The organism is Synechococcus sp. PROS-U-1, from assembly GCF_014279755.1.
In the GTDB taxonomy this organism is placed as follows: Bacteria; Cyanobacteriota; Cyanobacteriia; order PCC-6307; family Cyanobiaceae; genus Parasynechococcus.
Genome location: NZ_CP047951.1, coordinates 2,224,248 through 2,236,691, shown reverse-complemented (window position 1 = coordinate 2,236,691; position 12,444 = coordinate 2,224,248). Strand labels below are relative to the sequence as shown.

At 64.5% G+C, this 12,444-nt stretch carries 18 protein-coding genes; 6 read left to right on the top strand and 12 right to left on the bottom strand.

Features of this window, described 5'->3' with window-relative positions:
- Nucleotides 1-30 precede the first annotated feature (30 nt).
- A complete protein-coding gene (locus tag SynPROSU1_RS12195; protein WP_186570729.1) occupies nt 31-960 on the top strand; it encodes a TIGR01777 family oxidoreductase in 930 nt (309 codons plus the stop codon).
- Here SynPROSU1_RS12195 and SynPROSU1_RS12190 read toward each other — a convergent pair.
- From SynPROSU1_RS12190 to SynPROSU1_RS12170, 5 genes are read right to left on the bottom strand one after another with little or no spacing between them, the layout of a single operon-like run.
- Nucleotides 908-1,180, bottom strand: a complete 273-nt coding sequence (locus tag SynPROSU1_RS12190) for a hypothetical protein (RefSeq protein WP_186570728.1) — start codon at nt 1,178-1,180, stop codon at nt 908-910. The two genes, SynPROSU1_RS12195 and SynPROSU1_RS12190, sit on opposite strands and share 53 nt — an antisense overlap.
- The gene (locus SynPROSU1_RS12185) at nt 1,177-2,346 is read right to left on the bottom strand and encodes a lipid-A-disaccharide synthase-related protein (protein WP_186570727.1); all 1,170 of its coding nucleotides are present in this window, start codon (nt 2,344-2,346) and stop codon (nt 1,177-1,179) included. Before SynPROSU1_RS12185 ends, SynPROSU1_RS12190 begins: the two co-directional genes overlap by 4 nt.
- Before the next feature lie 14 nt (nt 2,347-2,360).
- Nucleotides 2,361-2,561 carry a hypothetical protein gene (locus tag SynPROSU1_RS12180; RefSeq protein WP_222929913.1) on the bottom strand — a complete coding sequence of 67 codons (201 nt, stop codon included), beginning with the start codon at nt 2,559-2,561 and terminating at the stop codon, nt 2,361-2,363.
- Nucleotides 2,551-2,970 carry a hypothetical protein gene (locus tag SynPROSU1_RS12175; protein ID WP_186570725.1) on the bottom strand — a complete coding sequence of 140 codons (420 nt, stop codon included), beginning with the start codon at nt 2,968-2,970 and terminating at the stop codon, nt 2,551-2,553. The genes SynPROSU1_RS12180 and SynPROSU1_RS12175 overlap by 11 nt, the downstream gene beginning before the upstream one ends.
- A gap of 49 nt (nt 2,971-3,019) precedes the next feature.
- Complete coding sequence (locus tag SynPROSU1_RS12170) at nt 3,020-3,412, bottom strand: iron-sulfur cluster assembly accessory protein (protein WP_186570724.1); 393 nt, start codon at nt 3,410-3,412, stop codon at nt 3,020-3,022.
- A 70-nt stretch (nt 3,413-3,482) separates the two neighbouring features.
- Here SynPROSU1_RS12170 and zds point away from each other — a divergent pair, with 70 nt between their 5' ends.
- Genes zds through SynPROSU1_RS12155 form a run of 3 tightly spaced genes read left to right on the top strand, consistent with a single transcriptional unit; the run spans nt 3,483 to nt 5,858 of the window.
- On the top strand, nt 3,483-4,949 hold the full coding sequence (gene zds / locus SynPROSU1_RS12165) for a 9,9'-di-cis-zeta-carotene desaturase (protein ID WP_186570723.1): 1,467 nt from the start codon (nt 3,483-3,485) through the stop codon (nt 4,947-4,949).
- Nucleotides 4,949-5,386, top strand: coding sequence for an SRPBCC family protein (locus SynPROSU1_RS12160; protein WP_186570722.1), 438 nt, complete (start codon nt 4,949-4,951; stop codon nt 5,384-5,386). Before zds ends, SynPROSU1_RS12160 begins: the two co-directional genes overlap by 1 nt.
- A complete protein-coding gene (locus SynPROSU1_RS12155) occupies nt 5,361-5,858 on the top strand; it encodes a hypothetical protein (RefSeq protein ID WP_222929884.1) in 498 nt (165 codons plus the stop codon). The genes SynPROSU1_RS12160 and SynPROSU1_RS12155 overlap by 26 nt, the downstream gene beginning before the upstream one ends.
- Here SynPROSU1_RS12155 and SynPROSU1_RS12150 read toward each other — a convergent pair.
- The 5 genes from SynPROSU1_RS12150 to SynPROSU1_RS12130 form a co-directional block, all read right to left on the bottom strand.
- Nucleotides 5,834-6,631: a uroporphyrinogen-III synthase gene (locus SynPROSU1_RS12150; RefSeq protein ID WP_186570720.1), complete on the bottom strand. Its 798-nt coding sequence runs from the start codon at nt 6,629-6,631 to the stop codon at nt 5,834-5,836. The two genes, SynPROSU1_RS12155 and SynPROSU1_RS12150, sit on opposite strands and share 25 nt — an antisense overlap.
- Complete coding sequence (locus SynPROSU1_RS12145) at nt 6,628-7,830, bottom strand: glycosyltransferase (protein ID WP_186570719.1); 1,203 nt, start codon at nt 7,828-7,830, stop codon at nt 6,628-6,630. The genes SynPROSU1_RS12150 and SynPROSU1_RS12145 overlap by 4 nt, the downstream gene beginning before the upstream one ends.
- Before the next feature lie 65 nt (nt 7,831-7,895).
- Complete coding sequence (locus tag SynPROSU1_RS12140; protein WP_186570718.1) at nt 7,896-9,512, bottom strand: glycoside hydrolase family 3 N-terminal domain-containing protein; 1,617 nt, start codon at nt 9,510-9,512, stop codon at nt 7,896-7,898.
- Complete coding sequence (gene rbfA, locus SynPROSU1_RS12135) at nt 9,493-9,933, bottom strand: 30S ribosome-binding factor RbfA (RefSeq protein ID WP_186570717.1); 441 nt, start codon at nt 9,931-9,933, stop codon at nt 9,493-9,495. Before rbfA ends, SynPROSU1_RS12140 begins: the two co-directional genes overlap by 20 nt.
- Nucleotides 9,933-10,139, bottom strand: a complete 207-nt coding sequence (locus SynPROSU1_RS12130; RefSeq protein ID WP_186495423.1) for a DUF751 family protein — start codon at nt 10,137-10,139, stop codon at nt 9,933-9,935. The genes rbfA and SynPROSU1_RS12130 overlap by 1 nt, the downstream gene beginning before the upstream one ends.
- A 59-nt stretch (nt 10,140-10,198) precedes the next feature.
- Here SynPROSU1_RS12130 and SynPROSU1_RS12125 point away from each other — a divergent pair, with 59 nt between their 5' ends.
- Nucleotides 10,199-10,924: a glutathione S-transferase family protein gene (locus SynPROSU1_RS12125; protein WP_186572387.1), complete on the top strand. Its 726-nt coding sequence runs from the start codon at nt 10,199-10,201 to the stop codon at nt 10,922-10,924.
- Here the strand turns inward: SynPROSU1_RS12125 and SynPROSU1_RS12120 are convergent.
- Nucleotides 10,890-11,567, bottom strand: a complete 678-nt coding sequence (locus SynPROSU1_RS12120) for a DUF6816 family protein (protein ID WP_186570716.1) — start codon at nt 11,565-11,567, stop codon at nt 10,890-10,892. The two genes, SynPROSU1_RS12125 and SynPROSU1_RS12120, sit on opposite strands and share 35 nt — an antisense overlap.
- On the opposite strand from SynPROSU1_RS12120, the gene SynPROSU1_RS12115 reads away from it, so the two are divergent.
- On the top strand, nt 11,566-11,829 hold the full coding sequence (locus SynPROSU1_RS12115) for a chlororespiratory reduction protein 7 (protein ID WP_115009308.1): 264 nt from the start codon (nt 11,566-11,568) through the stop codon (nt 11,827-11,829). The two genes, SynPROSU1_RS12120 and SynPROSU1_RS12115, sit on opposite strands and share 2 nt — an antisense overlap.
- Before the next feature lie 2 nt (nt 11,830-11,831).
- Here SynPROSU1_RS12115 and SynPROSU1_RS12110 read toward each other — a convergent pair whose 3' ends face one another.
- Nucleotides 11,832-12,407 (bottom strand): shikimate kinase, encoded by a 576-nt coding sequence (locus tag SynPROSU1_RS12110; RefSeq protein WP_186570715.1) that lies wholly within the window; start codon nt 12,405-12,407, stop codon nt 11,832-11,834.
- Nucleotides 12,408-12,444: the final 37 nt, after the last annotated feature.

The following is a 12,444-nucleotide window of genomic DNA, read 5'->3' as shown; positions in this document are numbered from 1 at the left end:
TAGCCTCCCAGCCGCCCCACCCTCGCTTTCATGCGTCTGCTGCTGTTCGGCTGCACTGGTTTCGTTGGCCGTGAGCTTCTGCCGCTCTTGCTCCAGGCCGGCCATCAGCTCACCGTGGTCAGCCGTCGGCTGGCCCGTGGCTACAACACTGAACGGGCGGATGGACGCCTGATCTGGATGCAGCTCGACCCTTCCAGCAGCAGCACCTGGGCCGATGCCGGTTTGTTGGATGCCCTCAACCAGGCCGATGCGGTGGTCAACCTGGCGGGGGAACCGATTGCTGAGAAGCGTTGGACCCCTGCCCACCGGCAGCTCCTGGAAACCAGCCGTCTGGAGACGACCTCCCAGCTGGTGAAAGCGATCGAGGCCTGTGCAACTCCGCCAAAGGTGCTGGTCAACGCTTCGGCGGTTGGTTTCTACGGCTCCAGCCTGGAGCAGCGTTTTCTCGAATCGAGCAAACCAGGCAATGATTTTCTCGCCAGCCTCTGCCAACGCTGGGAAGAGGCTGCAGCGGCGGTTCCGTCCTCCGTGCGGCAAGTGACCCTGCGGATCGGCATTGTGCTGGCCGCCGATGGCGGCGCGCTCGGGAAAATGCTGCCGGTGTTCCGCACGGGCTTCGGCGGTCCGATCGGCAGTGGCCGGCAGTGGATGAGCTGGATCCATCGCAGTGACCTCTGTGCTCTGATCCTTCAATCCCTCGCGGATGAGAGCTGGAGTGGCGTGATCAATGCCGTTGCTCCGGAGCCGGTTTCGATGGCGGCCTTCTCCAAGCAGCTGGGACGCAGCCTGGGACGCCCCAGCCTTTTACCCGTGCCTGGACCGGTGCTCCAGGTGCTCTTGGGGGATGGCGCCAAGGTGGTGCTGGAGGGCCAGCAGGTCGCTTCGGAGCGGCTTGACAGCCTGAACTTCAGCTTCCGCTATCCCGATCTGGCTTCAGCACTCGCCGCTGCCACCAGCTGAAAATGCCGCTCACCAGGGCCGCCATGATCAGCAGGCTGATCGCCGGTGCGAAGAGGGGTTGCCAGAGCACCTGAACCTGGTCCATCAGCCGGTCATCGCCCTGGCTTTGGGTCACCACTGCCACCGCGAAGACACCGGCTCCGACAAACACCAGCAGCACATTCACCATCAGCAGGCGGTCCAGCCAGCGTTTCCAGGCCGGTTCTGTGGGGGCACTCATGGCAGCAGTGCACTGATGGCTGCAGCCATTCTCGGTCCTCCGCCCGGTTCTCCGATGCGTCGTTGGGCTTCCACCTGGCATTGCTGTTGGAAGGCGGGATCTCCATGGCAGCGATCCAGCAGCGCCATGGCCAGCTCCGCTGAGGCTTCGAGGGCCTCATGGCTGCCGCTTTCACCTGGGGCGCAGAACACCGTGGGGCCCAGCAGGCGCCGCTGGGCTTCTGCGAACGCCGCTGTGAATTGCGGCCCTTGCCCTGGAACCTGCAGCACCGGTTTGGCCAAGCCAACGGCCTGCTCGATGGCGGTGCCCGCCATGCCGATCACCAGGTCGCTGTTCTGCAGCACGGCACCGAAGGCTCCGCGGCGCACGTTGATCGATACGGCTCCATCGCGCTGCAGCACGCCGTTCTCCAACCGCCAGCCGATCCTGTTGCTCAGCCGCTGCAGACTGTCGTCATCCAGGCTGGGCACCAAGGCCAGATCCACATCGCAGGGTGGTTTGGAGGGCAGCAGCTCCATCAGCTGAAGCAGCAACAGCAGGTTCTGCTCCAGTTCCGGTCGGCGGCTGCCTGGCAGCAGACCGATGCGCTGTGTGCTGGTTGGTGGTGGGGTTGCTGCTGTCAGCACCGAATCCATGAAGGGATTGCCCAGGAAGGTCACCGGTCGCCGCAGTTGCTGACTGAGGTCTTCAGCGGTGCGTTGATCGCGGCTGTACACGGCTTTGAACCGGTTGCTTTTCAGCAGTGCACCGCAGGGCCAGGGCAGGCGCAGCGTTCCTTCGTAGTGGCTGGAGTAGGCCACCAGGTAGGTCGCAACGGGGCGGTGACTGAGCCATGCCGCGATCACGGGAATGACATCCCCCACCACCAGGATCAGATCAAAGCGATGCCGGTGGCGCAGCAGTCGGATCAGGCGTCTGAGCAGATACAGCACCTGCCCCTGCAGCAGTTCTGTCAGGCGACCCCGAAGGCTGGTGTAGCCGATGCCGCCAGTGCTGAATTCATGGCTGCGTCCCAGCAGCGGCACGTCGGCTTTGCGGTAGGCGCTGCCGAGTCCTGCCAGGGGCAGCGCCTGCACGCTGTGCCCTTGTTGCTGAAGGCCCTGGGCTAGCAGGGCGCCGGAGAGGTCTTCGCCATGGCCATTGCTCAGCAGAAGGATGCGTGCCATTGAAGGGTTCTCTCTCACCACATCCAGGTGCTCGGATCAGGAATGCCCTTGGCGCGTCGTGCCAGCTGCCGCCGCAACGTCCCCGACCGGTCCGCCTGAGGGCGGACGCGGACTTGGGATGGCAGACGTGTAATGGTCCAGGTGGCTGTCATGCAGGCAGAGGGCGCATCCGGGTTCTGGACGAGCAGGCGGTTGAACTCAGAGTCAGAGCTCAAGCCAGGCTTTCACTTTCTCGAGAGCCTTCCATCCTGGTTTGCGCTCGAGGCCATCGGCGATTGAGGCCTTGAGTTCGCTGGACACTTCCGGGGCCAGGGTCATCACCTGCTGCACCACCTGGATGTGGTCACGTACGCCCTTGGATTGCGTCTCCAGCAGCGCCAGGCTCAAATTGATCCTGGCCTGGGGGTCCTGGCCGTTGAGCTTCACGGCAAAGCGTGCTGATCGCAGCGCTTCCTCCGGCTGATCGCAGAGCAGCTGCAGCCAGGCCAGACAGGTCCACCCTGCCGACTGGCGCGGGGCGGCTTCGACGATGCGGGCGAAATCAGGCAGCACCTCATCGGCAGCAGCGCCGCTTTGGTAACGGGCCATCGCCTGCTCGAACAGGTTGTCCTGGGAAGTCTCCATCAACAGGGAGAGGGCAGTGATCTCTTCTCAGAGTCCCACGTGGCTTCTCTCACACCGCAAAGGAACTGCCGCAGCCACAGGTCTGGCTGGCGTTGGGGTTGGTGAAGTTGAAGCCGCCACCAATCAGGGCTGTGCTGAAGTCCAGCTGCATTCCGTAGATGTAGAGCAGGCTTTTCGGATCGCAGATCACCCGGAAGTTCTGGCCATCCGCGGCCACGTACTCGTAGGTCTCGTCGTCGTCGAGGGTGTCTGAGGCGGGTACGAAATCCATCGTGTAGCTCATGCCGCTGCAGCCCCCGGATCGGACGCCGACGCGCAGCACCTGGTTGTCGCCTTGTTCTCCACACAGCTTCGCCAACTGCTGCATCGCCGGTTCGGTGATCAGGATGCCCTTGCCGTCTTTGGCGGTATGGGCCGGCGCAGTATCGGGGGTGGAAGTCATGGTGGACGCAGGCTCGTGCTCTCACTCTATGAACGCTCATACATAGAGTCGCCATAGTTGTCCAGATCTTGTGCGGGTCGCGATTGTTGGTTCCGGCCTCGCCGGCCTCTCCGCTGCTGTTGACCTCGTGGATGCAGGCCATGAGGTGAATCTCTACGAAGCACGTCCGTTCATGGGCGGCAAGGTGGGCAGCTGGGTGGATGAGGGCGGTAACCACATCGAGATGGGGTTGCACGTTTTCTTCTTCAATTACGCCAACCTCTTCGCCTTGATGCGCAAGGTTGGGGCCTTCGAGAATCTGCTGCCCAAGCAGCACACGCACCTGTTCGTGAACAAGGGTGGTGATCTGCGGGAGCTGGATTTCCGCTTCCCCATCGGTGCGCCGTTCAATGGCCTCAAGGCCTTCTTCACCACGCCGCAGCTGAGCTGGATCGACAAGCTGCGCAATGCTCTGGCCCTGGGCACCAGCCCGATCGTGCGTGGTTTGGTGGATTACGAGGGAGCGATGCGCACCATTCGTGCCCTCGACTCCGTCAGCTTCCAGGATTGGTTTGTGGGCCATGGCGGCAGCCCGGAAAGCATCCGGCGGATGTGGAACCCTGTCGCCTACGCCCTTGGTTTCATCGACTGCGATGCCATCTCCGCCCGCTGCATGCTCACCATCTTCATGATGTTTGCGGCTAAGACAGAGGCCTCCAAGCTCAACCTGCTGAAGGGATCCCCCCACCGCTGGCTCACCGGGCCGATTTTTGACTACATCCAGCAGCGTGGGGGCAAGCTGCATCTGCGCCACCGTGTGAAGCAGGTGGAATTCAGCGAGGGCGAGGTGCCCGAGATCACCGGCCTTCAGCTCGGAACGCCTGAGGGAGACATTCGCGTTGAGGCCGATGCCTATCTGGCGGCCTGTGACGTGCCGGGGATTCAGAAGCTGTTGCCCGAAGCGTGGAACCGTTACCCGCAGTTCGAGGCGATTCATCATCTGGAGGCCGTGCCAGTGGCCACGGTTCAGCTCCGTTACGACGGCTGGGTGACTGAACTGGGGGATTCCCAGGAGGCCCAGCGTCGGGACGTGGCGACTCCCACAGGTCTGAACAATCTTCTATACACCGCCGATGCTGATTTCAGCTGCTTCGCCGATCTGGCTCTGGCGAGTCCGGAGGACTACCGCAAGGAGGGAGAGGGTTCACTGCTGCAATGTGTGCTGACTCCGGGGGATCCCTGGATTCCCAAGTCGGTCGACGAGATCGTGGCCCACACCGACCGTCAGGTGCGGGAGTTATTCCCCTCAGCCCGCAACCTCAAGCTCACCTGGAGCAACGTGGTGAAGCTGGCCCAGTCGTTGTACCGGGAAGCCCCGGGCATGGAGCCCTACCGCCCCGAGCAACGCACACCGATCTCTAATTTCTTCCTTGCCGGCAGCTACACCCGCCAGGACTACATCGATTCGATGGAGGGGGCCACGATGAGCGGCCATCTGGCGGCGGCGGCCATTCTCGATCGGCCTGTGAAGCTGGCCACTAACGCGGCGGTGGCCTGATGGGACGCTGGCTCGAACACACGGTCACCACCGAGGTGCAGGCACCGGCCGCTAAGGTCTGGGAGGTCTGGAGTGATCTCGAGGCGATGCCTCGCTGGATGCGTTGGATTGAGTCGGTCAAGCCCCTGGAGGATCCCGATCTCACCGATTGGACCCTGGCGGCCCAGGGCTTTCGCTTCAGCTGGAAAGCCCGCATCACGCAGCGGGTCGAAGCCCAGCAACTGCATTGGGAATCTGTGGGTGGTCTGCCCACCAAGGGTGCGGTGCGCTTCTATTCAGAAGCCGACGACCGCACGGTGGTCAAGTTGAGCGTGACCTACGAATTGCCGCGGGTGTTGGCACCGTTGATGGAGCCCAGCATCCTGGGGGGCATCGTGACCAAGGAGCTCCAGGCCAATCTTGACCGTTTCCGTGACCTGGTGGAAGCAGGCGGCTGAGCGCTGGCTGCTTCCGGTTGTTGTGCTGCTGTTGGTGGGTGGCTGTGGTGGCGATATGCCATCGGGCACTGCACCCCCATCCGCTGCAGCAAAGACTGCGACGTCGTCGGAAACATCAGCTCCCGCAGTGCCAGCGATCGGCCTGACCCCACTGCCCTCTGCGGAAGAGGTTCAGAAGGCTGCTCCGGGAGGACGGGCGGATCCCTTCGCTCGCCTCTCCGGTGTGGATGGTCAGGACTCCGCCTCCGAACTCACCCTTACGGGCGTTCTGGTGGTGGGGAGTCAGCAGCGGGCCCTGGTTGCCACCCCTAGCGGCACCGGTGTGATCTGTGTGGGTTCCGATGGCCGCTGCAGTGCTGACGCTCCGGTGATTCTTCCAACGGGATGGTCTGTACTCAGCATCGATGTGGATCGCGGCTGCATTCGCTTGGCGCTCAACGGTGAGCCTCAGGATTCCGTCTGCATCGCCTGAGCGCAGGCGTCGGCTAGTCCTTCGAGATCATGGGGGTCGGCCTCGCCATCCACCCGGCCGAAGCATTGCCGGCAGGTGCGGCTGGTCTGCGGGCCGATCGAAATCACTTTCACGCCCTCCAGCCGTTTGGCCCAGTTTTGGCCGAAGCGTTGTTCCAGCAGCTGTGCAGTGTGTTGCGCAGTTTTGCCGCTGCTGAAAGCGATGGCATCGACGCTGCCCTCCTCCAGGGCGGCGGCGGTGTGCTCCGGCATTGCGGAGGGACATCCGGAGTCGTAGGCCGCCACCTCCACCACCCGCACCCCGGCCTCCCCAAAGGCATCCGCCAGCAGGGTGCGACCACCGCTCTGCACCCGTGGCAACAGCATCTTGAGGCCCCAGCCCGACACCGGGAAGTGATCGATCAAGCTGTCGGCCACGAAGCTCGGGGGCACGAAATCCGCGGACGCCCCCAGCTCTTCCAGCACCTGCGCCGTCTTGCGACCCACCGCCGCAATCTTGAGGCTGGAGGGGCGCCGGGCCAGGCAACGGCCCAGGCGCTGTAGCCGCTGCTCCACGGCCTGCACGCCGTTGGCGCTGGAGAACACCAGCCAGTGAAAACTCTCCAGCTCCTCGAGGGCGTCATCCAGGGGCCCCCAGTGGTCGGGCGGGCCAATCACCAAGGCCGGAAGGTCGAGCACCGTGGCACCCCGTTGCTCCAGCAGCTGGCGTGCGGCCCCCTGTTGGTCGGCCGCGCGGGTGACGATCACCGTGCGGCCCTGCAAGGGATGGCTCAAGCGACAGCCTCCCCGTTCAGCTTCACAACTCCCTGCACTTTCTCCCGGAGCTGTTCGGCCGCGTCAGACTGCCCCTGCGCCTGAAGCAGGCTGATGGCGCGGATGAAGCTGCTGCGTGCGGCATCGATGTTGCCGCCGAGCAATTGCGCCACTGCGTTGTTTTGATGGCAGGCGGCGTTGTTGGGATCCAGGGCGAGGGCGCGGCCGTAGGCCTCGAGGGCCGCGGCGAGATCGCCGCGCCGCCGTTGCATCAGTCCCAGGTTGTACCAGGCCAGGGCCACTTCCGGGGCCCGCTGTGCGGCGGTCTGGGTGAGGCTGATGGCTTCCTCCAGGTCGCCCTGTTCCATCAGTCGGGCCGCCAGGTTGAGCCGGGCGCCCAGACTCACCCGGGTGTCGAGGGGAATCTCCAGGGCTTGCCGGTAGCAGCGCACCGCTTGGGTGGGATCGCTGGGGGTCAGGGCCAATCCCAGGTGCAGCAGCAGCTCATAGCGTTCGGCATTGGCCGTATCGCATTGGTTCAGACCGCTCTGCAGCAGGGGGATGGCTTGGTCGGTCTTGCCTTCGCTGATCAGCAGCCCCCCGAGCTTGGCGCTGGCGTAGGGATCACCGGGGCGCTCGCGCAGGTCGTCTTCCATGGCCTGCCGCAGCCGATCCGCCTTGTCGCTGCCCGCCAGCAGTTCCGGTCGGTAGCCGTCGTGGAGGATCGCCGGCTCACTGCAATCGGCGATGCGCCATTGGGGTTCCGTCTCCAGCAGGGTGCGAACGCTGTCGTCGATCATCGAGTGGTAGGGCCGGCTCCACTGGATCGAGGGGTGGCGGCGGAACAGGCGACTGACGCTGGAATAGGGGGCCATGGCGGCTCCCACCTCGTAGCGCAGCAGGTTGATCACCAGCACATCCGGCTGGGCCATCAGTGCCTTCAGAGCCGGGATGGCCTCGGGGCGCAGCTGCTCATCGGCGTCCAGCACCAGCACCCAGTCACCGTTGAGAAAGTCCAGGGCCTGGTTGCGGGCCGGTGCGAAGTCGCCAGGCCAGGTGATGCGTTCCACCCGAGCTCCGGCGGCCTCGGCGATGGACACCGTTGCATCAGTGGATCCGGTGTCCACCACCACCAGCTCGTCGGCAAAGCCCTGGACGGAGCGCAGACACTCCCCGAGACGCGCCTCTTCATCGCGCACGATCATCGAGAGGCTGAGCATGGCCGGCCGGCTGGAAGTTGGCGCGAGGTTAGATGCGGTTGGCCATTGCAGTTGGTTGGCGGTGGTCAGTCGGTGAATGCACCGCCGCTGCCCGCTGGCGAAGCGGTGGGGAACAGAGCGGTGAGCACCTGGTGCTGGGCCTCCTGCATCTGGCCAGCGGAATAGGCGGCCGGGCAGCCGCTGGGCAGAACGGCCTGCAGGCTCTCCCAGAGGTAGGGGCTGCCATAGATCACCACCCCCGCCAGGCGGTTGAGGGCGACGAGTTGTTGGATGGCTGCGGCCCAGGGCTCCCGGGCGTCCCGCCCGGCGCGGAAGGGGTTGCCCCGCAGGAACAGTTGCAGCAGCACCGCTCCGTCCCCGAGACGGTCCAGCGCTAGAGGGGCGTTCGGCTGGCCGCTCCAGGGCGATAGCCCTTCGCCATGCAGCACCACCGAGCGAAATCCCTGGGTTTCGGGGATACGCAGGGCCGGTGACCAGCCGCTGAGGGCGGCTGCGCCAGGGAGCAGCGCATCCACGCGCACCAGGTTGATTCCCGCATTCGCCTGCACTGTTTCACCACGGATGCTCACGCTGTGGCGCACCAGCTCCGCTTCCAGGGCCCGGTCGGCTGCTGTGACGATCGGACCAGAAGGGGCACCGGTTGGGATCGAGGCCAGGGCATCGGCACGACGTTGAAGGCTTTCCTCCAACCGCTCGAGGGGCAGTCGTCCGCTGTTGAAGCCCGCGCAGAGGCCATCGATGGCGGCATCGGCATCCGCGGGCATCAGGATCAGGTCGGCTCCGGCTTCAAACGCCAGCACGGCGGCTTCTGCTGCACCATGCCGTGCGCTGATCGCCTCCATGACCAGGGCATCGGTCACCACCAGACCGTTGAAGCCCATCTGGTCTCGCAGCAGGTCGGTGAGCACGGCTTTGGAGAGGGTGGCTGGCTGCTGCGGATCCAGCTCCGGCAGCACCAGGTGGGCCGTCATCACGCTCTCCACGCCGGCGGTAATGGCGGCGCTGAACGGCGGAAGTTCCACTTGCTCCAGACGTTCGCGGCTGTGGGGCAGCACCGGCAAGTCCAGATGGGAGTCGCTGGCGGTGTCGCCGTGGCCGGGGAAGTGCTTGGCGCAACCGAGAACACCCGCTTGCCTCAGCCCTTTCAGGAAGGCAACGGCCAGGGCGCCTCCACTGTTGGGATCCTCCCCCCAGGCCCGCACATTGATCACTGGGTTCTCGGGGTTGTTGTTGACGTCGCACACCGGTCCCAGCACCCAGTTCAGGCCGCAGCGGCGGGCCTGTTCGCCGGTGCAGCGGCCATAACGTTCACTCAGATCCAAGGCCAGCTCGGGGTCCCGTTGGTAGAGGCGCCCGAGGGCGAGGGGCGGCACCAGCCAGCTGGCGCCTTCGAAGCGCTGGCCCACGCCCTCCTCCACGTCGGCGCAGAACAGCAACCGCTGATCACTCCAGCCCTGCAGTTGCTGGGTGCGCTGCTGCAGCTCAACGGCGCTGCCCCCCAGCAGGATCACGCCGCCGATCCCGTCCTGCAGCAAACGCTGCAGCTCGCTGTTGGGCAGTTCCCATTGCGGGTAGCGGCGCTGCTGGTCACTGAGATGACCACTGGCCCGCAGCACCAGCAGTTCAGCCACCCGGCGCCGCAGGCTGTCGGGCACCGGGTGGTCAGCCGTTTGGCTGTTCATCGCTGCCGATCTGTTCATCACCGCCAGGCTCTTCATCACTACCTGGTGGAACCTCTCCCCGTTGCTGCCGTTCATCCTCAAGGCGATTCAGCAGCCCCAGCACGGAGGTGCCGCGTTCCAGGCCGCGATCCAGCTGGAACACCACCTCGGGGGAGCGACGCATCTGCAACCGCCGCCCCAGTTCCCCCCGCAGGAAACCGCTGGCGGCCTGAAGACCTTCGAGCACCTGGTCGCGCTCCTGGGCCTCTCCGAAGACGCTCACAAAGATTTTGCAGTGCTGCAGATCGCCAGACACTTCCACTTCGGTGATGCTCACCATGCCCTGATGCACCCGTTCATCACGAATGCCGTTGATCAAGAGTTCACTGACTTCCTTTCGGATGAGCGCGGCAACCCGCTCCACTCGACGCCCCTGTGCCATCACGCCATCGGTGCTGAATTCACCATGGCACGCAACACCAGGGTGAGGCTGATTCCGCCGCTGATCAGGGCGCCGATCAAGGCAACGGCCGTGACCGGATTGCTCCGGCGCGCGGCTAGGGGTTCGGCGACGGAATTCATCACCCCGAGGGTGAAGGCCACCAGGTAGCGGGGGTAACGGGAGACGTTGAGGAAAAACTCCCGCATGGATCTGGCGAGCTTGGGAATGTGCTGGCTACTCTGCCGGGCCAATGGCTGTTTTGGACATGCTGGAGCTGCATCAATTCCGCCATTCCGCCTTCTGCCTCAAGGTGCGGATGGTGCTACAGGCCAAAGGGCTGAGTTTCCGCACCGTGGAGGTGACCCCTGGCGTTGGCCAGGTGGCCGTGTTCCGGCTGTCCGGGCAACGCCAGGTGCCAGTGCTGGTGGATGGGGAGCAGGTGATTGCTGACTCCAGCGCCATTGCGCTGCACCTGAATCGGCGTGAACCCGACCCCGCTTTGATTCCGGCTGATCCACGCCAGGCTGCCCAGGTGCATCTCTTGGAGGACTGGGCCGACAGCACCCTTGCGATGGCCGGTCGCTCGTCCCTGGTGCAGGCCGCGGCGCTAGACCCCGAGCTGCGTGTTGCCCTGCTCCCCGACGATCTTCCTGATCCCGTGCGTTCGGTGATGGGCGTGATCCCTGGCGGTTGGGTCAGCAACATCACCGAGCTGGTGAACCAGAAGGAACGCACCGAGCTTCTGGCCAGCCTGGAGCAGCTCGCCGCCTCGGTGCAGGCCAGCCCCTGGTTGGTCGGCGACAGCCTCACCCTGGCCGATATCGCTGTGGCCGCTCAGCTGTCGCTGCTTCGCTTCCCCTCGTCCGCGGGGGCGGCTCTGGCTGGCAAGGGTGTGCCCGGGTTGAGCGATCACCCCAAGCTGCAGCCGCTGTTCCAATGGCGTGACCAGCTTGAACTCAAATTGATGGAGCGGACCCTGGAAGAGGTGTGAAGCGCAGTTGGTAGTGGTGCTGGGCGATGGCCTGATCCCGCAGGCTCTCGCCCGGTGAGGCGTAGCGGCCCTGCCACTGCTCAGCGCAGATGGCTTCCCCGCAGCGGCTGTAGCGGCTCAGGGTTTCGATCCGGCTCAGCCGCGGCGGGCCGGGGGCATGCAGGATCTGCAGCACCAATTCATCGGCAAGGAAGGTGTCGGTGTTGGGGCTCTCCTGGCGGCGGCCCGTCACCGTGGTTTCGAGATAGAGATCTCCTTTGAGTCGGGCGATCTGGCGGTTGGCGGAGTCGGGGTCCTCCTCTACCCCAAGCAATTGGTCGCCGAGCAGGGCGCGACCGATGGCAGTGGCATTGAAGCTGCGATCGCCGATCAGGCGACCGCGCCGGTCGGTTTGGAAGCGTGCCTGATGCAGCAGAGCTGGATCGTCTGGGGCATCGAGATCCATGCTTTCCACTTGCCAAAGCCCGGCAAACCAGTCGGGATAAATCAGGTCATCCCGATTTGAGGGCCGCGGCAACGGTGCCGGAAGGCTCCAGTCGGGCCAATTGTTCAAACGTTGTTCGAGGCTTCCCTGAGCCCAGACGGGACCACCACTGAGCAGGATGGTGAGGCCGATCAGCAGCATCCACATCCGCCGTTCCATGTCTGATCCCCTGATCCGTGCCCTTGATGACTATGTGGTGCTGGAGCCCGGCAAGCCGGAACAGCTGCTCAGCGCTGCCGACACGTTGACATGGCTGAGCGGTTGGTTGCGCAGCCTTGATCAGTTGCCGGCCGATCTGGCGGATCAACCCGATGTGGACGCAGCGGCGCAGCGGTTGATCGATACCGCCTGTGATCTGGAGATCAGTCCCGGAGTGACCCTGCAGTGGTTTGCGGTGCGCTTGGAGCCGCCAACGGCTTGATTTCAGTCGGTGCGGCGTTGGGTCGGATCTTTCAGCAGGCTCGGAAGCAGCTGCAGAATCCCATCGGCCACCACGTCAGGGGTTTCATCGTTGATCACCACCGTGAGATCGGCTTCGCCGTAAAGGGGCCGGCGCTCATTCAGCAGTTGGTCGAGAACCGCTTCAGGGTCGGCGGTCTTCAAAAGCGGCCGCACGGTTCTGTCCGCTTTCAGTCGTTGCAGCAACTGATCGGGAACCACATCGAGCCAGATCACGATGCCGCTGTGCAGCACTCCCCAGTTCTCCGGTTGGGTCACCACACCGCCCCCGGTGGCTACCACCAGGGAGTGGCGTTGGCTGATCGCGCTGAGCACCTGGCTTTCCAGGCCGCGGAAGCCCGCTTCGCCATCACGATCAAAGATCTCCGGAATGCTGCAGCCCGCCGCCTGTTCGATCACAGCATCGGCATCCACAAAGCCGTAGCCCAGGCGTTCGGCCAAGGGGCGGCCCGTGCTGGTCTTGCCGCTGCCCATCATTCCCACCAGGTAAAGGCTGCGCCCGCCAAGACGTTGCTTGAGGTTGGGGGTGGAATCCGCCATGACTCGGAATCGGCATTAGCTCATTAGGATGCCTCGC